Origin of the sequence: Brevibacillus sp. FSL K6-2834 (assembly GCF_038592925.1) — a bacterium.
Taxonomy (GTDB): domain Bacteria; phylum Bacillota; class Bacilli; order Brevibacillales; family Brevibacillaceae; genus Brevibacillus; species Brevibacillus borstelensis.
On record NZ_CP151945.1, the window covers coordinates 3,991,366 to 4,011,168 of the forward strand.

Sequence of the window (19,803 nt, forward strand, 5' to 3'; positions counted from 1 at the left end):
CCCTGCGTCAGAAGTTGTAGTGGCAAGATGTCAGATACAACTTGGGGGGATAAATTATGAAAACACTGTTGGTCCGTTCCGGATCGATTCTCTTGACCGCCAGCCTGCTGGCTCCCGGGTCGCTTGCTTACGGGGAGACGAGAGCAGCTTTGCCCGCAGACGCAAACGCGGCCAGCGCAGCCTCTCCTGCCATGCCTGCTTCCAAAGGGTCGGCTGGCCAGCCTGCTTCGGCGCAATCAGGCAAGGCAAAAATCTCGAAAGACGCGGCTATGAAAATTGCCGGCAAATTTGTCTCGACCGCCGGCCTGGAGCTCAACAACGTCTCCTTCCGCTCTGCCGATCCCTGGCGGGCATTTCCGGAATGGACGTTTTACTGGGTAAAAAAATCAAAGAACGATGCGGAAATCGAACACTCCTACAGTGTGGGCATCAACGCCGACACGGGAGAATTGACGTCCTTTTCATCGTACAACAGGAACGCATCCAAGCCTGATTACGCCAACCGCATTTCGTATGACGACGCCCGGAAAAAAGCAGAGGAGTTTTTCTCCGCCAACGTTCCGTCGAAATGGAAGGAGACGAGACTGTACCATGACGATCAGCCGGTGCAAAAAACTCCGCTGAATGCAGACGCTTCCTATGCGTTTCGCTTTGTCCGTCTCGTGGACGATATTCCGTTCCCGGACAACTCTGTGGATATTACCGTTGACTCCTCTGGAAAGGTGACCAATTACTCGGTTTCCTGGAACGATGACGTCACCTTTGAAAGCCCTGGCAAAATGATATCTTCCGAAGAGGCGGCCGAGCTTTTCCAAAAAGCGCTGAAGCCCACACTGTCCTACGTAGTGCCTTGGGAAGCCCAAGGGGAAAACAGGGATAAGCCGATCCTGGCCTACGACAATCCCTTCAAACTGTTTCTGGACGGATCGGACGGCACTCTCTTGACGCCCCAGCTGAAACCGGCAAAGCCAGAAGAAGAGCCTGTTCCGGCCAGCAGCAAGCCGTTGTCGCCTCGCAATGCCGGAAAACCGCTCAGTCAGGATGCAGCCGTCTCTCTGGTCGATCAGGTATTTGGGCTGAAAGGCTATGCACTTCGCTCTGCCAATTACAGCGAAAGCGACCACCGCAGCAACAGGCCAGTCTGGAATCTCGATTTTGAAAATAAAGAGAAGCAGGTTTTTGCTTCGGCTGCGGTCGATGCCATCACCGGCGATGTGTACAGCTTTTACACCAATTTGCCTGATACCCTGAAGGCGGCCGCTACAAAACAAGAGACGAATCCAAAAGCAATCGAAAAGAGAGCGATTGAGGACTTGAAAAAATTCGCGCCCACCTGGGCCAACCGGCTTTATCTCGATCCGCCGCAAGAAGAAACGGGCGAACAGCAGCCGGACACGTCCTACACCGTACGCTTCCTCCGCTTGGTAAACGGCATAGCGGCAGCTTCGGGATCGGCCCATCTTACCTACGACAAAAAAAGCGGCGAGCTGATGTCATTCAACCTCGACTTTGGACGGGAAAGCTATCCATCCCGGCTCGGCGATCACATCTCAGCCGACAAAGCAGCAGAAGCCTGGCTGAAAGAAGCGAAGCCGGAAGCTGTTTACATGCTGGAGCAGCTCCCGGTAAAACCGCTGGAACAAAAGGGTGGTGTCGAAATCGCCCCTCTGCCGGAGCAAAAGGCCAAACTGGTCTACCGCATGACGACCACTCCGCTTGAGCAAGGGTACTTCCTCGATGCCTTATCCGGGGAATGGCGCAGCACGGCGACGGGGAAAACGATTGAACTGCATCGCACTCCGCCTTCCGATCTGGATGGACACAAGGCCGAGAAGGAACTGCTGTTGATGTACGAGTACGATGCGCTCTCCCTTGTTGACGGAAAGATTATGCCGGAAAAAGAGATTACGCGCGGTGAAATGATCGAAATGCTGATGATCAGCCTGAACCAGGGACGGATGTTTGGCATCTCACTGGAACGCAAGGCAAGCTTTGCCGATGTGGCCAATACATCCAGGTATTTTGCTGCCGTAGAGGCTGCGGTTGACCGCGGGCTTCTGGACAGAAATGTAAGCTCGCTGCGGCCGGACGAGAAAATCACCCGTGAAGAGCTGGCCGACATGCTGGTACGGGCGCTTGGATATCGCAAGCTGGCGGATTACTCGGACATGTTCCAGTCCGACCTAACCGATATCGCCAAGTCAAAAAATCGTGGGGCCATCGTGATTGTCACTTCGCTGGGCATCATGAAAAGCGGCCAGGAATTCCATCCGGAGGACACCGTTTCCCGGGCCGATGCGGCCATCGCCTTTTCGCGATTCCTGGAGGTGCGCAGCAAGCTGGACGAGAATCCCCGATTCTGAGAGCCACTGAAAGAGGACATGGCGAGAAGAAAATAGAGGCAAAAGAGACAGACAGCCGCGTGCTGCAAACAAGGCAACTCCCCATTTTTTCTTGACATTCTCCTAAAAGAAAAGATAATATTGATTGTATGTGTACAGGGTGGCATTGATTGTAGGTAAAAACGGGAGGTAGACCCTCTTAGTTTCGTCCCTTGCAGGCTGCGGCTGAACTCCTGCCAAGGAGCACGATGCGGAAATGCTACCGTCCGAAGTTCGTGTAGCTAAAGACGAAACTAGCCTCGCGGAAGTAAACACCTGCGAATCCAACTTAAAGGAGAATGAAAACATGGCACGTTACACAGGTCCTCGTCACAAACTGGCTCGTCGTCTGGGCATTTCCCTGGATGGTACAGGCAAAGACATTAAACGCAACTTTCCTCCAGGTCAACACGGTCACAACAACCGTCGTAAACTGAGCGAATACGGTATCCAGCTGCAAGAAAAGCAAAAGCTGCGCCACATGTTTGGTGTTAGCGAGAAGCAATTCCGCCGCACATTCGAGCAAGCCGGTAAAATGGCTGGCGTATTGGGCGAAAACTTCATGAAACTGCTGGAATCCCGTTTGGATAACGTGGTATACCGCATGGGCCTGGCTCCAACTCGCCCTGCTGCTCGTCAGCTCGTTAACCACGGCCACTTCCTGGTAAACGGTAAAAAAGTTAACATTCCTTCTTACCGCGTACAACCAGGCGACGTGATCTCCGTTCGCGAGAAATCCAGCAACCTGCAAATCATCAAGGATGCTGTGGAAGCACGCAACTTCCTGCCGAACTACATCACGTTCGACGACAACAAACTGGAAGGTACGTTCAACCGCCTGCCAGACCGCGAAGAAATGCCTGCTGAAATCAACGAAGTTCTGATCGTTGAGTTCTACAGCCGTTAATCTTTCGGATAAAAAAAGAGCAGTGCCATTACTGGCCTGCTCTTTTTGTTTTCTCCGCAGCCTTTACAGAAGTGCTTTCCGAATTTAAGGGCTAACGGGCGGCATATGCCGCTTTTACCCGCTCAATTTGTGCCAGATGGTCATGGACATGGTTGACATAGCGCTCCAACAACTGCAGCAGCGAAAGCGGACCCGCTTCGGTGTGAATGCCTTCTCTCCCCCACTCTTCATCCTTCACCCGCTGCAGTACAGACGCCATTTCCTCACGCAGCAACTGGAACAACTGCAAGGCCCGCTCGGCATTCTGCTGCGAATAACCCAAAGAACGCGCCCAGGCATCCTGATCATACCCGGTCAGGAGCGGCCGGTCTTCTGCCAATACCTTCTTCATCCGCTGCACGCCTACGATCTCCGCATCGCAAATATGTACGATGATCTCGTGGATGCTCCATTTTTCCGGCCCCGGCTTGAAGCTCATTTCCTCTGTAGTCAGTCCGTGGATGGACCTGCGGAGCTTTTCACTTCCATTTGCGTAGTCTTCGATCAGCCGTTTCACCATGCGTTTCCACTCCCATTTCCGACAGTCTTCGGACTCCCCTTTTTCTCTTCCACGGCGACCTTGCCGATTCCTCGTTTTAGCTGACCCGAAGAAAAAAGCCCCGGCGCTGTGCTTTGGAATACAACGCAGGAGCTCTCTAACCATTCTATGATACGCTTCAACTACCCCAGCTTCACTTTGGCAAACTTCCGCTTGCCGACCTGAACGACCATCTCGTCTGCAAGCTTCACACTGGCGTTGATGTCCGCCACTTTTTCCTCGTTGATTTTGACAGCTCCTTGCTGAACCATCCGGCGCGCCTCCCCTTTGGAGTCTGCCAGTCCGAGATCAAAGACGAGGTTGACGATACCCGCTTCGCCATTTTCATACGCGGCTGCGTCCAGTTTTACTTCCGGAATGTCCGTCGGCAGCGCCCGCTGCTGGAATACGGTTTTGAAGTAGTTCTCCGCCGCTTCCGCCGCTTCCTCTCCGTGGTACATCCGGACAAAGGTCTTGGCGAGATTCATTTTCGCATCGCGCGGGTGAACGCTGCCGTCTGCCAGCCCTGCCCGGAGCGCCTCCAGATCCTCATTGCTCATGTCCGTAGCCAGCTCGTAGTAGCGAAGCATGAGCTCATCCGGCACAGACATCGCTTTCCCGTATATTTCGTTGGCCGGTTCGTTGACGCCGATGTAGTTCCCCAAGCTTTTGGACATTTTTTGCACGCCGTCCAGGCCCTCAAGGAGCGGCATCGTCAGAATCACTTGCTGTTCCTGACCGTATTCCTTTTGCAGGTTGCGTCCCATCAAAAGGTTGAACTTCTGGTCCGTACCGCCCAGCTCGACGTCGCTTTGAAGCGCTACGGAATCGTATCCCTGCATCAGCGGGTAAAAAAATTCATGCAGGGAAATCGGCTGTTCACTTTTGTACCGTTTTTCAAAATCATCCCGCTCCAGCATGCGGGCAACCGTCGTCTTGGCTGCCAGTTCCACAACCTCGGAGAATGTCAGCGGAGCCAGCCAGCTGGAATTGTAGTTGACCTCGACACGGCTGGCATCGAGCACCTTTCCGAATTGCTCCACATAGCTTCTCGCGTTTTCCTTTACTTGTTCCTCGGTGAGCGGTTTGCGGGTCTCGGATTTTCCGGTGGGGTCGCCAATCCGGCCGGTAAAGTCGCCGATCACGAGCTGGATCGTATGGCCCAGCTCCTGGAACTGGCGCATTTTTTGCAGGACAACCGTATGGCCCACGTGAATGTCAGGGGCGGACGGATCGAGCCCGAGCTTCACCTTCAGCGGCTGGCCCGTAACGACGAAACGCTCCAGCTTGCGGCGCAGGTCCTCCTCCGGGATGATCTCCATCGCGCCGCGGCGAATGATCGCCAGCTGACGCTCCACCTCTTGCTTTTGCGCTTCCGTCAGCGTGAATTTTTCGTTGGTTTGATTGATTTGCTCACTGCTCATCACTGTTACAGCTCCTATTCAAATAAGTTTGTGAAAAACAAAAAAATCCCGCCCCAAAATAGGGACGAGATTGAACCCGCGGTACCACCCTAGTTGAAAAAATGAAGAATGCTCATTTTTTCCGCTCGAATACAGGATAACGGCCTGCACCGTCCGGCATAACCGGCAAGCTCCCGACGTGTAATTCGCAACGTGCAAGGGGCTGATTTTCACCGACCACCAGCTCTCTGCAGGAATCGGCCCGAATCCTCCGCCACTTTCGTCCGGCTGATCCATGCCACTTTCCCTTTCATCCGCTTGTCACTTGCTACTGTCGCCGTTCGACGCTGTTTTGCATTTTACTCGCAAAAAATTATAAGGCTATTTTGGCATAACGCCCCGACGGTGTCAACTCAGACCCGCTATCCTCGCGGTTCCTCCTATGGTATAATCAGGATGCTAGGGGGTCGTAGATCATGTCGAACAACCACACTTCTTCCTCTGAATCGACAAAGAAAAAACGCCGACGAGGCCGCAGACGAATGGTGACGCTGATCGTCTCGGGCCTGTTTCTCTTAGGACTCATGGGTGGCGTTTTGGCAGGAGGAATTCTGGCAGGCTACGTTGCCGCCCTTGTGAAGGACGAGCCTGTACGCAGCAAAGCAGAGTTGGCCGAGAAAATTTTCACCAACTATTTGACCGGCTTTGCCTACTACAATGACGGTACGCTGATCGGTCCGCTCCGTGCAGCCGAGGGCGACCGGCGTTTGGTGAAAAAGTCGGAAGTATCGCCTCATCTGATCAATGCGGTCATTGCGACGGAAGACAAAAATTTCTTTCACCACAAAGGAGTGGTCTTGCAATCCACGCTGCGGGGAGCCTATCAGGACTTTACCAACCAGCCGGTCGTAACCGGAGGCAGCACGCTCACCCAACAGCTGGTCAAAAACACGATCCTCTCCCAGGAAGTAAGCCATTCCCGGAAGGTTCGCGAAATCTTCACCGCGATCCGCATCGAGCGCATGTTTTCCAAGGATCAGATTCTGGAAGCCTACCTGAATGAAATCTATCTCGGCAAAAACGTGAACGGCTCTGTTGTTTACGGCGTTCAGGCAGCTGCCAAAGGGATTTTCAACAAGGATGTGAAGGACCTCGATTTGGCAGAGGCCTCTTACCTGGCGGGAATGATTCAAAACCCCGGGATGTATACACCGTTTACGAGCGAAGGATACCAGCGCGGCAAGGACCGCCAGAAAATGGTGCTCGAGCGCATGCAGGAGAACGGCTACATAACACAGGCACAGTTCGACGAGGCCCTCAAGACTGATCTCACTCCCCGCCTGGCCGCGCCCACAAAGCAGGCCTACAGGGAGGTCCCGTTCCTGATGATGGACATCGAGGAACGCGCAGCACGGGCACTGGTGGATGCCGATCTGAAAGAAAAAGGGCGCGACAAGGAAACAGTCGGCCGCAATGAATACCGCCAGTTGGTCGAAGAAAAACGGCGCGACATCCTGACACGGGGCTACAAGGTATATACCACGATTCACAAGGATGTATACAAGTTCATGCAGCAAATCGCAGCCGATCCGAAAAATTTCGGCCAAAACCGGACCTACACCATCCGCCGTTCCAACGGGAAGACAGAAAAGATTGAAAACGCGCTGGAAGAAGTGGGTGCAATGCTCATCCACAACAAAACCGGCGCCATTCTGGGGATGATCGGGGGGCGCGACTTCAAGGTAGAGCAGACCAATCACGCGACTGCTCCGCGTCAACCGGGGTCGGCGATGAAGCCTTTGGCTGCCTATGCCCCCGCCTTTGAGCTGGGAATCCTGCAGCCTGGATCACCGATCGACGACTCGCCGCTCGTCCTCGCTGACGGGCGCAACGGATCGCACATGCCCATGAACTGGAACAACAAATACCAGGGCGTGGTAAGCGCCAGAGAAGCGCTGCGCCAATCGTGGAATATCCCGGCGATCAAGACTTACCTGAAAGTCGGAATCCCGACCGCTCTGGAGTACGTAAAAAAAATGGGCGTAACCACACTGGTGGAAAATGACAATTACGCAGCCACTGGGGTTATCGGCGGTCTGAGCTACGGTTTGACTGTCGAAGAAATTACCAATGCTTATGCTACCTTTGCGAATCACGGTTCGTTTGTCGATGCCTACCTCATCGACCGGATCGAGGACAGCCAGGGCAAAATCGTCTATCGTCACGAAAGCCAGCCCGTGCAGGTGTACAGCGAACAAACGGCTTACCTGGTCACCGATACGCTCCGCACCGTCGTCAATGCCGGTACGGGCAACCACATTCGCAAATACGTGCCGCGCAAGGTAGATGTAGCAGGCAAGACGGGAACGACCAACAACTCCAATGACCTCTGGTTTGTCGGATACACCCCTGATGTCTCCTTGGGCGTATGGGTCGGCTACGATGAGCCGTATCCGATGCCTGACAAGGATAAGTACGTGCCGATGGTCGTCTGGGGCAAAATCATTAAAGAAATCGGCGAAAAGTATCCCGAGCTGTCGCCGCCGGATGCCACTTTCAAAAAACCGGCCGGGATCGTCAGCGCTACGATAGACAGCAAGTCGGGCCTTTTGCCGAGCGAGCTGTCGAAAGAAGCCGGGCATCTGATAACCGATCTGTTTAATCGCCAGTTTGTCCCGACAAAAGTGGACGATGCCCATCAACGGGCACGAATCGTTGAATACAACAATGTCCGCTATCTGGCCAAGGAAGGGACGCCGGACGATTTCGTGACAGAAGGAATTTTCTTCCGTTCACCAGACCCGGCACCAGACGGCAAGCAAGTGCTCGAGATCACGGACAAGAACAGGAAGACCTCAGCCAAGCCGCCGGATTGGGATCAGCGGCTGCCTGAGAAAGAAGACCCCCGGATCGAAACGGGTGGTCCGCCAGCTCCGCCGAGCAACGTAAAGGCTTCCAAATCAGGCACTCAGACGGTTCTCAGCTGGCAATCCGGCGGAGAAGCCGATCTCCTCGGCTATCGGGTCTATCGGGCCGATCCGCAAGTGGGCTTCGTGCAGATCGCTACCGTCAAGGATCCTGCAATCGTTACCTATACAGACGCAGGCGGCAGCGGCTTGAACGGGTACTACATCACATCTGTGGATATCAGCGGACAAGAATCATCGCCTTCTGCGATCGCTTCTGCCGACTCCTCTGCCGGTACATGGGAGGTTCCCGTGCCGCCAAACGGTATCGGACAGCCTGATGCTATTCCGCCGGATGTACAGGTACCGCCAACCGGCGAGACGAACGAAGGCAATGGTGGCCAGCAGCCTTCCAATGCTCCGCCCTCTGCTCCCCAATCCTTGACGATGTCAACCTCGTCCGATGGTTGGAAGCTGCAATGGAAGGCAAACCGCAGCAGTGAACAGGTCATTGCCTACAACGTGTACTACAGTCCCGATCCTGCGAGCGGATTCCTTTTGATCGACACGGTGACGGGTACCAGCTATATCAACAAATCCGGAGATGTGGCCGGCTCATACTATGTCACAGCCGTAAATAGTTACGGAGAATCGTCACAATCCAACAGTGTAACAGCGAACTAAACTGAATACAGCTAGAGATGAGAAACACACAACAGAGATGGTAGCTTGCTTGCCATCTCTGTTTTCCTACTACGGGAGGTGACCGAATGGAACACATCAAGAGATACTACTCCAAGCATGTCGCAATAAACGGCAAAAGCCTGCTGGTGGAGGGCCCCGTTCCAGCGGATCGTTTGGCGGCTATGCGATTTGACGATGGCCTGAAGGCGTTTCGGATACCGGAAGAACAGCACAAAGCGCTGGTGGAGATCGCGGCACTGCCTGAAGGTCGCATCGTACTCGTCCGGGACGGGGATCTCGTGCTCGGTTATGCTACCTTTCTCTATCCGGACCCGATGGAGAGGTGGTCCCAGGCCAGGCTCCCTGATCTGCTGGAGCTCGGAGCGATTGAAGTGAGCCAGAGCATCCGTGCGGGAGGCGTGGCCAAAGCCCTGCTGGAGGTGGCTTTCTCGGATGACGCGTTGGAGGATTATATCGTCATTACGACGGAGTACTACTGGCATTGGGATTTGAAAGGAACCGGCCTAGATGTGTGGCAGTACCGTAAAGTGATGGAGAAAGTGATGGGCAGCGCCGGAATGGTCTGGATGGCTACGGATGATCCGGAAATCTGCTCGCATCCGGCAAACTGTTTGATGGCCCGCATCGGCAAGCGCGTCCCGCCGGAGAGCGTGGCTGCCTTTGACGCCATGCGGTTTCAGAATCGTTTCTTATTTTAGCTCCTGGCATCACTGCTTTACGAGATTCTGTCAGCTTTGATCTCAATTACGAATGGAGAGATAATCTTTCATGCGTATCGAAAGCATTATGCGTAGACAGGTCATCACCGCAAGTCCGACGACCACGATCGGCGAAGCCTTGCAGCTGCTCCGTGAAAATAAGATTCGACACCTGCCCGTAGTAGAACAGGAACGTCTCGTCGGCATTCTTTCCGACCGCGACCTGCGGGAAGCCCTCCCTTCCATTCTGTTGCCGAAAAAAGACGACGAGACCATTTTTGGCAAGCCCGTTTCCGAGATTATGAAGCGCCAGGTCCTCACTGCCCATCCGCTGGATTTCATCGAGGATGCGGCCGTGCAGATCTACGAATCCAAAGTTGGGTCGCTTCCCGTCGTGGAAGGAAACCGCTTGGTTGGCATCATCACGGAATCGGATTTGTTCAACAGCTTGATCGAGCTTTTTGGCGTAAACAAGCCGAGCTCGCACATCGAGGTGGAGGTGGACGACCGCGTGGGAATGCTTGCGGAAGTAAGCCAGGTGTTCCGGGAAGCCCAGGTCAATGTATCCAGCATCGTCGTTTTCCCCGGGTCCAAGCCGGCGAAGAAAAGTCTCGTCTTTCGCGCTCAAACCATTGACCCCCGCCCGATCGTCCAAAAGCTGCGCGACCATGGCTTCACCGTCATCGCGCCCGGGGAAGGAGGGACCAGCCATTGAGCCGCAACGCTCGTCTGATCTACTCTCCGGACTACACCCAGTATTACTTCAATGATGAACACCCTTTCAACCAGCGCCGTCTTCTGTTGACCCATGATCTGATGAGCGCTTATGGCTTACTGACTGACGCCGATATCCTGCCTCCGCGGATGGCCACGGATGATGAACTGGCGCTGGTGCACGACCGGCGCTACATCGATTTTGTTCGCGACCAGGGACATAGCGACAAAGAACTGCCTGCAGCAGCCAGCTATGGTCTGGGGACGGAGGATGTTCCCTGTTTTCCGCAAATGCATGAAGCTTCCGCCCGGATCGTCGGCGGTACGCTGCAAGCGGTAGACGCTGTCATGACCGGCCGTGCCGAGCATGCGTTCAATCCCGCTGGCGGTCTGCACCACGCTTTCCGCGGCCGGGCTTCCGGGTTTTGCATCTACAACGACTGCTCCGTGGCAATCGCTTATATGCGCAAGCATTGGAATGCGCGCGTCCTCTATATCGACACGGACGCCCATCATGGCGACGGGGTGCAATGGGCTTTTTACGACGATCCCAACGTCCTGACCGTCTCGATTCACGAAACGGGAAAGTACTTGTTTCCCGGTACCGGCAACCTGACGGAACGCGGAGATGGAAGCGGATACGGCTATTCGGTAAACGTCCCTTTGGATGCGTTTACAGAGGACGATTCGTTCCTCGATGTTTATCGGGATTTGCTTCCGAAGCTGGCCAGAGGCTTTCAACCGGATGTCATTCTGACACAAAACGGCTGTGACGCCCATGCTTACGATCCGCTTACGCACCTTTCCTGCTCCATGAGGATTTATCAGGAAATCCCGCGTCTGGCCCATCAACTCGCCCATGAGTATTGCGACGGAAAATGGATCGCAGTCGGCGGCGGCGGCTATGATATCTGGCGGGTCGTTCCCAGGGCCTGGACCTTGTTGTGGAGCGAGATGAGCGATCAACCACTTGCAGACGGGCCTTTGCCGGTTAATTGGCTTGCCCGCTGGCAGCCTCTGAGTGAAGAAAAGCTTCCGGACAGGCTGTTCGACACCCCGTTTCCGCCGATCCCCCGCCGAGCCGAAATCACCGAGAAAAATCGGGTGACGCTGGAGAGAGCCAAAATGTACGCGCCGATCACAGATGGAGACTGAATTTGACCAAATCGCAAGAATAATGAGGAATTTTACCTGTAGAGTAGAGAACTGAAACTTTCGGGCGACCGTATGGTCGCCTTGCTCATTTCAGCTCCCCCTCATCAAACCGTACGTGAGGTTTTCCCTCATACGGCTTTCCGATGTTCTTCTTTCTTTGGCATTCGGCTTACTTTATCCGGCTAATTTCAATAAACTACCCTGCGTGTTTTGTATGACCTTCAGCTTTCCGGCATGTTTATTCCGCTTGCTTCTTTTCTTGTTGCAGAAGATTGTAAGGCGTTCAATCACATACCAGTCTATCCGTCTTGCCCATCGTTTGGCGATGGGCGAGATGAAGTAGTAGTTCTTGAACCCCCTTAGCTTGCGATTTAGCCCTTTCACTAGCTCTTCTAGAGACAGAAACAGTTTGTTCCTTGGTGCAGTGTATTCCTTAATTTTACGTCTCATTTCCTTCATTGCTTTCTTAGCTGGTACATGAGACATAGCAAATACCTTGCTCCCCCCTTTGTTGAACACGGGGAATTTGCGATGGTGCAGCCCAAGAAAGTCAAACCCAGTGGAATTGTCCCAAATATTAACGAGTCTAGATTTCTCTTTACTGAGACTAAGCTCCAGCTTGTTTAGAATAGCCATCAGCACTTGAATGCTTTCCAATGCTTCTTGTTTGGTTCTGCACATGATAACGAAGTCATCCGCATAGCGGATAAGTGTGCCAAGATGGGAGAATTGATTTTCCCAAATGGTGTCCATGTAGTTTAGATAGATGTTTGAAAGAAGAGGCGAGATTACCCCTCCTTGCGGAGTTCCCAGTTCTGTTTCATGGAATTGATCATTTTCCATGACCCCAGCCTGCAGCCATTGTCGGATAAGTTTCAGAACACGTCTGTCGCTGATTCTCATTTCGTGTCAAAATCGGTTGTAAAATCCCCAATATCAGCGGTTTAAAATTCCCCAGAAAAAGCCGACATACTCTCCGGGAGGAGAGTAAATATGGTGAAAAATGGGGAGTTTTTTGTGATCAAAGAAATGCGTCTGAAAGGTATGAGTATTACCCAAATTGCTGAAGAGATGGGACGGGATCGAAAAACGATTCGAAAATGGCTCCTGAAAGATACGCCAGAGAGCTTTCCTACTCGCAAACCACGTCCCAGCAAGTTGGATCCTTTTAAGGATTTCATCCGTACTCGTATGGCGGAGGGCTGTCAAAATGCCCGCATCATCTTCGAAGAAATAAAAGCCCGTGGCTATACCGGAAAGGACACCATCTTACGAGACTTCATGAAGCCGCTGCGTCCCCACTTTCGTTCAAAAGTAACCGTACGATACGAAACGAAACCTGGACAACAAGCGCAAGTAGACTGGGGACATTTTCGAGCAAATGTCAACGGAAAACAAAAGCGTCTTTACGCTTTCGTCATGGTGCTGGGTTATTCACGCATGATGTATGTAGAATTTACCGAGGACGAAAAGCTGGAAACTCTCATCGGATGTCATCTTCGGGCTTGGCAGTACTTTGGGGGTGTCCCTCAAAGTTGTTTGTACGACAACATGAAAACAGTTGTTTCTGGTCGAGATGACAATGGTAGGGTGATCTGGAACGAGCGTTTCGCCCGCTTTGCCAGCCACTATGGGTGCAAGCTGCTGAGCTGCAAGCCCTATCGGGCTCGAACGAAGGGAAAAGTGGAGAATGGGGTGGGTTATCTCAGAAAGAACTTTTGGCCTCGCATCGGCACTTTTACCGGGCTACAAGATCTCAATCAACAAGTACGCTATTGGCTGGACACCGTTGCAAATTGTCGCCTTCACGGAACCACCCATCAAATGCCGAATGAACGATGGAAAGTAGAAGACCTCCAACCTTTGAACCACGTGCCTTTTGCTGTTGTGGACCGGCATTACCGGAAGGTGATGAGTGATGCTTATGTTTCTTTTGAAGCCAATCGTTACTCTGTTCCATGGGAGCACATCGGTCGAGTAGTAGAAATTCAAGATGAGAAAAATGGAGTCTTGCGATTTTATTGCAATGGCCATCTAATCGCTGAACACTCCAAACAGTGGGGGCGTCATCAGACCGTAAGCATAAAAAAACACTTCGAAGGAATTCGCACATCTACGAGCAAACCGGTTCCCCAACCTACACCTCGTTATATGGCGAATTCAACACCCGAAGTGTTGGAACGCTCTCTTACGGCGTATGAAGAACTGGCGGAAGAAGAGGTGACGCTGCAATGATCTTGCAAGAACGCCTGTTGGAAGCGTCCCGTCATTTTGGATGGATACGCATCCCCGAGATCCTCCACGATCACGCCGAAGAAGCATCCAAACACAACATATCGTATTTGGAGTTTTTGGACAAGCTTCTGCAGGAGGAATTAGCGGCTAAATACGAACGATTTTTGCATACAAGAACTCGATTAGCACGGCTTCCGTTCAAAAAAACACTAGACGAATTTGATTTCTCTTTCCAACCTTCCATTGATGAAAGACGTATCCGTGATTTGGCGACTCTAGGTTTTATTGAGCATCAGGAAAACCTCATCTTCTTGGGGCCACCCGGTGTCGGTAAAACTCATTTGGCCGTAGCGCTTGGTTTGGAAGCAATCAAGCAACGCTATACGGTTTATTTTATCACTGCCCACGATCTGGTACAGTCGCTTCAGACGGCCCATGGCAATCGCACGATTGCCCAAAAAATGCGGGCGCTCACCAAACCAGACTTGTTGATCATCGATGAAATTGGTTACCGCAAAATGGACGAAACTGCTGCTCACTTCTTTTTTCAGATTGTATCTGAACGATATGAAAAAGGTTCATTGATCTTGACTTCAAACAAATCGTACGGAGCCTGGGGAGAGATTTTCGGAGATACCATTTTGGCCACTGCGATTTTGGACCGACTGCTTCACCATTCCAGTACGATCAATATCAAAGGGGAAAGTTATCGCATTAAGGAAAAGAAAAAAGCAGGTTTCTTTCGACCGGAGCCTGCTGAAGTAAACAACCAGTAGCGACAAAAATGGGGAATTTTCAACCGATAGTTTTGGGGAAAATTAAATCGATATTGACATTCGACCAGTTTCATCAACTTCTCATGGTTGATGTTGTCGAAATACCCTTTAATGTCAACATCTACGACCCAATAACACCTCTTGCTTGCTTTGCGTATCTGTGCAATTGCCTGGTGAGCATTTCTTCCTGGCCGAAAGCCATAAGAACAGTCCCGAAAATCAGCTTCAAAGATCGGTTCAATGACTAGCTTAGTAGCCATTTGGACCACCCGATCCTTGATCGTCGGGATGCCGAGTGGACGTTTCTTGCCATCCGGTTTAGGGATGTAAGTTCGACGAACCGGATGTGGACGATACCGCTTTTCTTTTAAATCTAGATAGATCTCGTTAAGAAAACGGCTCTCCCCATACTCCTCCACAATCTGTGCGATGGATTGTCCGTCGATTCCTCCGCTCCCTTTATTTGCTTTTACTCTCCTCCAAGCTGTCGCTAGAATATCCGGGCGGTAGATTTTGTCATACAAGGCATGAAATCGCCGTTTTGAGTTTGCCTTGGCACAAAGATATAGGGTTGTCCAAAGTTGTCGAGCTTTTACATCGGTGTAGTTAGCAAGTTTACTTGCATTCACTCACTCTTACCTCCTTCGACCCGTGAACAAAGCAGGGCTCCTTCCCTCCATAAGGTTGTGTTGTCCTTATGTTCATCGGTACTATGAACCCCTCCGACTCCCTCTCTGCCATCCACCACTTCCCTTACGGTTATAGGTTTCCGTTTTACGCTCCTGACGGGGCGTGCAGAGTAGGGTCTCCCCAGTTCCGTTAACTACTTTCTCAACATACCGCTCCCCATACCCCGAGGGATTCATAGGTGCTGTATTCCAAGTTCTCCACACCGTCCTTGGCCTTCGCCCATATGAAACAAGCTCGGCTTCCCTTTGTCCACCTCTCGGTGGTCTTTCTTAACGAGGCTGCAGGATTCACTTTATGTTACGGCCTGCTGATTTGCTCGCACTCTTTCGAGTTACTTTGTCACAGGGCTTCAACCTTAGGATTTCTCCACCAGTTGCCTGTCAGCTACGAGGTGACTTGGCTCCTGCCTCGGTTGGACTTTCACCAACTAGCAATTAACGGCTTGCTGGGCACGCTCGCATATACAAAAAACCGGCCTCTCAGAGACCGGTTTTTTCACTGTCGAAACGATTATGAACGTCCGTCCACCAATTTTTCCAGCTCTGCTGGCTGGAAGCCTTTTACTGCCTTGTCCCCGACTACGGTGACCGGCACTCCCATGAAGCCAAAACGTTCTACTTCCTCCTGGAACGTCCGGCTGGTCATGACATCGCGCACCTCAAAGGCAATTCCCTTCGCGGTCAGCCAATTTTTCACCATATCGCAGTCGATGCAGTTTTTCGTCGAGTACACAATGACTGCGGGTGTCATCGCTCTCAGCATACGCTGGACCATAGAGTAGGAGCGCTCGGATGCTAGCTTGGTAAACTCCGGAAAATTGACGTGTGCAGAGCCATCTGCCTTATCCGACATCGACCGAACGACGACAAAGGGAATGCCGTTCATCGAGCATACTTGTCCGACCGCAGCCCCCTCCATCTCGGTGCAATGGGCAGCAAACTGCTGATGGAGCTGCTGTACCTTTTCGCGGTCGGCCACGAACTGGTCGCCGGAGAGGATACGGCCGGTCGTGACTTGAACACCGGCTTCGAGCTCCTTGCCCGCTTTGACTGCCAGATGGATCAAGCCCGGGTCTGCCTCCCAGACGGATTTCTCGGTAAACGGAATTTGCCCTGGCGCAAACCCGAGCGGCGTCACATCGATATCATGCTGGATACAGTCTGTCGAAACGACAATGTCGCCGATGTTCAGCTCCGGATGCAGCGCGCCCGCTACCCCGGTAAAAATGACGCTGTCCACCTTGTACTGGTCGATCAGGATTTGCGTGGTAACAGCAGCGTTTACTTTTCCCACGCCTGATTTGCACAGGACGATTGTACTGCCTTCCCATTCGCCTTCGTAATATGTGATCCCCGCCTTTTCAGAAGCAGTCGTCCCTGTCATGTTCTCCATGTACAAGGCGATTTCTTCATCCATGGCGCCGATTATTCCGATTCTCATTGCTGTCCTCCTCTTGCTGCTGTGATGCAGCCTTAGCTCGTAGCTGTCACTCGCGGCCTGGTGCTTTCCCGATACTCAATCCGGTGCGGCAGCAAAACGACATGCTCGTCGACTTGTTCGTTGTTCATGTATTTGGTGAGCAGTCGCATTGCAACGGCACCGATATCATACATCGGCTGTACGACCGAGGTCAGGCGAGGACGCACCATTTCGACCAATCGAATGTTGTCGTGACCGATCACCTCGAGGTCTTCGGGAACGTTCAGGCCGGCATCCTGCGCCGCGTGAATTGCCCCGATGGCCATCTCATCGTTGGCCGCAAACACAGCCGTAGGCCGTTTCTCCAGCGTGAGGAATTGGCCTGTTGCCTGCAAGCCGGACTCATAAAACAGATTGCCTTGCGTGACCAATGCGTCATCAACCGGCAGACCCGCATCTTCGAGCGCACGCTTGTAGCCCTGATAGCGCATCAAGCCGCCAAGCGGGTCGTTCATCGGCCCGGTAATCATGGCGATCCGCTCATGTCCGTGGTCGATCAATTCCTTGGTGGCATCGTAAGCAGCCTGGAAGTGATCGATCGTGACCGAAGGCAGCGTGTTGTCGGCGTCTCTCGTAGCTGCCAGCACCGTAGGGACGGAGGAAGAAGTCAGAGCTTGCAGGTGATCCTCTTTAATCTCCGCTCCCATGAACAACAACCCGTCCACCTGCTTTTCCAACAGGGTGTTGATCAATTGAAGCTCTTTCTCCAGGCGCTGGTCAGAGTTGCACAAAATAATATTGTATTTGTACATCGTCGCGATGTCTTCGATCCCGCGTGCCAATTCGGAAAAGAACAAACTGGAGATATCCGGAATGATGACACCGACCGTAGTTGTCTTCTTGCTCGCCAAACCGCGTGCGACTGCATTGGGACGGTATCCGAGGCGCTCAATGGCAGCCAAGACCTTTTTCCTTGTCAGCGGTTTTACGTTCGGATTTCCGTTAACGACTCGGGACACTGTCGCCATGGAGACCCCTGCTTCCCGAGCCACGTCATAGATAGTTACCGGCATCACACACCCTCACTTTCCCCATTTTATGGTTTTCATAGTGTTTTCATAAATGTATGCACCTATGATACGACAAGCCGTGTCCGGTTGCAATTGTTTTCCGGACACGGCTCCCCGTCATTTCATCAATTTATTCATCGTTTTCAAAAGCTCGTCGATCACTTCGTTGTCGCCTTGTTGGATCCGCTCCATGACACAGCTTTTCATGTGCCCTTCCAGCAGTATTTTTCCGACGGCATTCAGCGCAGATTGAACGGCGGCGATCTGGTTGAGGATATCGTCGCAGTAGACATCCTTTTCCACCATGCCGCGAATGCCGCGAACCTGTCCCTCAACTCTGTTCAGACGGGAGATCATATTTGCCTTGATCTTGTCTGCCCGCGGCGTCGACCGCTCTGACGAACAGCAATGGCCCTGCTCACTCATAAACATGCTCCTTCCCCCGAAGTCCATCTGTTATGTTTTAGCTTACTGGTTGCGAGGTTTTTCGTCAAATGAAAGGATGTCCCAGCTACACCCGGAACCGCCTGGAACGTTCATTTTTATCGAAGCCGTCTCCCTGACCGGCGTGTTCTTCCTGCTCTTCCTTTTCCTCATGAAACTCCACGTTCGTCTGGCCGGCAATATAATCAAACGGGGTGTAGCTGTGAGAAATGCTTTGCTTGCGGACAAATGCCTTGTAGCCGGCTATAGCGAGAGATGCGAGAATCAAAAGCGTAAAAACAATCATGGCTGCATTCATTGCAAGCATTTCTCGTCCCCCCTTTGTTTCTCTTAGTTATACGCTTTTTTAGCGGGGAGGTTTCCATTATAGCTGCTTTCGAGCGTGTCGGCTTTCAAAAAGAGCTTTCCCGCAATCGGGAAAGCTCTTTTGGTGCATCCAGTTTCAGTTATCCGCTTGCGGTTTATCTTTCTACGGCAATCTTTGCTTCCTTATATAATCCCGAAGCAAGCAATTGATCCACGATTTCGTTGAACTGCGGAATGTTGACCTGCTGCTTGGCGTCGGAGAGGGCCACATCCGGGTCAGGATGGACTTCCAGCATGACACCGTCTGCTCCCACAGCGAGACCTGCCTTGGCCGTAGGGAGGAGCAGATCGCGGCGGCCGGTAGAGTGAGTGACGTCTACGAAAACAGGAAGATGCGTCTCCTGCTTCAAAAGCGGCACTGCGGAGATGTCCAGCGTGTTGCGGGTCGCTTTTTCGTACGTGCGAATACCGCGTTCGCAGAGCATGACTTGGGTATTGCCTTCGGACAAGATGTACTCGGCAGCGTAGATAAATTCCTCGATCGTCGCAGACAAGCCGCGCTTCAGCAAAACCGGATGATTGAGGCGTCCCACAGCTTTCAGCAGCTCGAAGTTTTGCATGTTGCGGGCGCCGATCTGGATCACGTCGATGTATTTGGTTGCCATCTCCAGGTCGGCAGGCGTCACGATCTCGCTGATGGTGACGAGGTTGAATTCGTCGCCGATGCGTTTGAGAATCTGCAGGCCTTCTTCACCCAGGCCTTGGAAGTCGTAAGGCGATGTGCGAGGCTTGAACGCGCCGCCGCGCAATACGCGAAGTCCCCGTTTGACGTGGTTTTCCGCCACTGCCCGGACTTGCTCATAGCTTTCGACCGAACACGGTCCGGCGATCAGAAGCGGTTCGCCTCCGCCAAACTCTACTCCTTTGATGGTAAGTACGGTGTCCTCCGGCTGCTTCTTGCGGCTCACAAGCAGGACTTTCTTGTTGTCGTCCTTTTGCAAGTCGAGGGAAGCCTGGAAAATCTGTTTGAAGAGGTGACGGATGGTATTGTCGGTAAAAGGTCCGTTGTTGTTTTCCACCAGCAGGTTCAACATTTCGCGCTCGCGCTCCGGATCAAAACGATTGATCCCCTGCTTCAGCTTTTCCTTCCCCAAGTCTTGGACAAGAGCTGCCCGTTTGTTGATTAAGGCGAGAATCTCCAGGTTGATCTCGTCTATCTGTTTGCGCATGGTTTCGATTGGATCATGTGCCATTCGTCTCCACTCTCCTTTTCTCTTCTAGTTTGTAGGCTTTTTGAAATAAATTAGGCTTATTATAATGGATCGAAACCCCTTTGTCAGCAGTTTAGCGCCAAAAAGCGCGAAAGTAAATTGTAAAGTATTTTATAGCGTTTTCAAAATTTTCTTGTAGGAATAAG

At 52.4% G+C, this 19,803-nt stretch carries 17 protein-coding genes; 8 read left to right on the top strand and 9 right to left on the bottom strand.

What is annotated here, in order from left to right:
- Positions 1–56: 56 nt before the first annotated feature.
- The gene (locus NST96_RS19825) at positions 57–2,363 is read left to right on the top strand and encodes a YcdB/YcdC domain-containing protein (protein ID WP_342404328.1); all 2,307 of its coding nucleotides are present in this window, start codon (positions 57–59) and stop codon (positions 2,361–2,363) included.
- Between the two features lie 325 nt (positions 2,364–2,688).
- The gene (gene rpsD, locus NST96_RS19830; protein ID WP_003389184.1) at positions 2,689–3,288 is read left to right on the top strand and encodes a 30S ribosomal protein S4; all 600 of its coding nucleotides are present in this window, start codon (positions 2,689–2,691) and stop codon (positions 3,286–3,288) included.
- Between the two features lie 91 nt (positions 3,289–3,379).
- Here the strand turns inward: rpsD and NST96_RS19835 are convergent, their stop codons facing one another.
- Positions 3,380–3,847: a DinB family protein gene (locus NST96_RS19835; protein WP_003389180.1), complete on the bottom strand. Its 468-nt coding sequence runs from the start codon at positions 3,845–3,847 to the stop codon at positions 3,380–3,382.
- A gap of 161 nt (positions 3,848–4,008) precedes the next feature.
- Positions 4,009–5,289: a tyrosine--tRNA ligase gene (tyrS, locus tag NST96_RS19840; protein ID WP_003389179.1), complete on the bottom strand. Its 1,281-nt coding sequence runs from the start codon at positions 5,287–5,289 to the stop codon at positions 4,009–4,011.
- A gap of 455 nt (positions 5,290–5,744) precedes the next feature.
- Between tyrS and NST96_RS19845 the strand changes: the two genes are divergently transcribed.
- The 4 genes from NST96_RS19845 (at position 5,745) to NST96_RS19860 (ending at position 11,446) form a co-directional block, all read left to right on the top strand.
- A complete protein-coding gene (locus NST96_RS19845; RefSeq protein ID WP_342404329.1) occupies positions 5,745–8,858 on the top strand; it encodes a transglycosylase domain-containing protein in 3,114 nt (1,037 codons plus the stop codon).
- Positions 8,859–8,944: 86 nt separating this feature from the next.
- The gene (locus NST96_RS19850; protein WP_003389176.1) at positions 8,945–9,577 is read left to right on the top strand and encodes a hypothetical protein; all 633 of its coding nucleotides are present in this window, start codon (positions 8,945–8,947) and stop codon (positions 9,575–9,577) included.
- A 70-nt stretch (positions 9,578–9,647) separates the two neighbouring features.
- Positions 9,648–10,292: a CBS and ACT domain-containing protein gene (locus tag NST96_RS19855; RefSeq protein WP_003389175.1), complete on the top strand. Its 645-nt coding sequence runs from the start codon at positions 9,648–9,650 to the stop codon at positions 10,290–10,292.
- Complete coding sequence (locus NST96_RS19860; RefSeq protein WP_122957926.1) at positions 10,289–11,446, top strand: acetoin utilization protein AcuC; 1,158 nt, start codon at positions 10,289–10,291, stop codon at positions 11,444–11,446. Before NST96_RS19855 ends, NST96_RS19860 begins: the two co-directional genes overlap by 4 nt.
- Positions 11,447–11,620: 174 nt before the next feature.
- Here the strand turns inward: NST96_RS19860 and NST96_RS19865 are convergent, their stop codons facing one another.
- Positions 11,621–12,349 carry a reverse transcriptase domain-containing protein gene (locus NST96_RS19865; RefSeq protein WP_342404330.1) on the bottom strand — a complete coding sequence of 243 codons (729 nt, stop codon included), beginning with the start codon at positions 12,347–12,349 and terminating at the stop codon, positions 11,621–11,623.
- Between the two features lie 90 nt (positions 12,350–12,439).
- Here NST96_RS19865 and istA point away from each other — a divergent pair, with 90 nt between their 5' ends.
- A complete protein-coding gene (gene istA, locus NST96_RS19870) occupies positions 12,440–13,681 on the top strand; it encodes an IS21 family transposase (protein ID WP_311067719.1) in 1,242 nt (413 codons plus the stop codon).
- Positions 13,678–14,457, top strand: a complete 780-nt coding sequence (gene istB / locus NST96_RS19875; RefSeq protein WP_003386482.1) for an IS21-like element helper ATPase IstB — start codon at positions 13,678–13,680, stop codon at positions 14,455–14,457. The genes istA and istB overlap by 4 nt, the downstream gene beginning before the upstream one ends.
- Here istB and NST96_RS19880 read toward each other — a convergent pair.
- The 6 genes from NST96_RS19880 to NST96_RS19905 form a co-directional block, all read right to left on the bottom strand.
- Complete coding sequence (locus NST96_RS19880) at positions 14,388–15,086, bottom strand: reverse transcriptase domain-containing protein (protein WP_342404331.1); 699 nt, start codon at positions 15,084–15,086, stop codon at positions 14,388–14,390. The two genes, istB and NST96_RS19880, sit on opposite strands and share 70 nt — an antisense overlap.
- 571 nt (positions 15,087–15,657) lie before the next feature.
- Positions 15,658–16,587, bottom strand: coding sequence for a 5'-methylthioadenosine/adenosylhomocysteine nucleosidase (locus NST96_RS19885; protein ID WP_039071302.1), 930 nt, complete (start codon positions 16,585–16,587; stop codon positions 15,658–15,660).
- A gap of 32 nt (positions 16,588–16,619) precedes the next feature.
- Positions 16,620–17,639 carry a catabolite control protein A gene (ccpA, locus tag NST96_RS19890; RefSeq protein ID WP_024982866.1) on the bottom strand — a complete coding sequence of 340 codons (1,020 nt, stop codon included), beginning with the start codon at positions 17,637–17,639 and terminating at the stop codon, positions 16,620–16,622.
- A gap of 114 nt (positions 17,640–17,753) precedes the next feature.
- On the bottom strand, positions 17,754–18,062 hold the full coding sequence (locus NST96_RS19895; protein ID WP_003389170.1) for a metal-sensitive transcriptional regulator: 309 nt from the start codon (positions 18,060–18,062) through the stop codon (positions 17,754–17,756).
- Between the two features lie 85 nt (positions 18,063–18,147).
- Positions 18,148–18,387 (bottom strand): DUF3951 domain-containing protein, encoded by a 240-nt coding sequence (locus NST96_RS19900; protein WP_003389169.1) that lies wholly within the window; start codon positions 18,385–18,387, stop codon positions 18,148–18,150.
- 154 nt (positions 18,388–18,541) lie between these two features.
- A complete protein-coding gene (locus tag NST96_RS19905) occupies positions 18,542–19,639 on the bottom strand; it encodes a bifunctional 3-deoxy-7-phosphoheptulonate synthase/chorismate mutase (RefSeq protein WP_003389168.1) in 1,098 nt (365 codons plus the stop codon).
- Between the last annotated feature and the right edge of the window lie 164 nt (positions 19,640–19,803).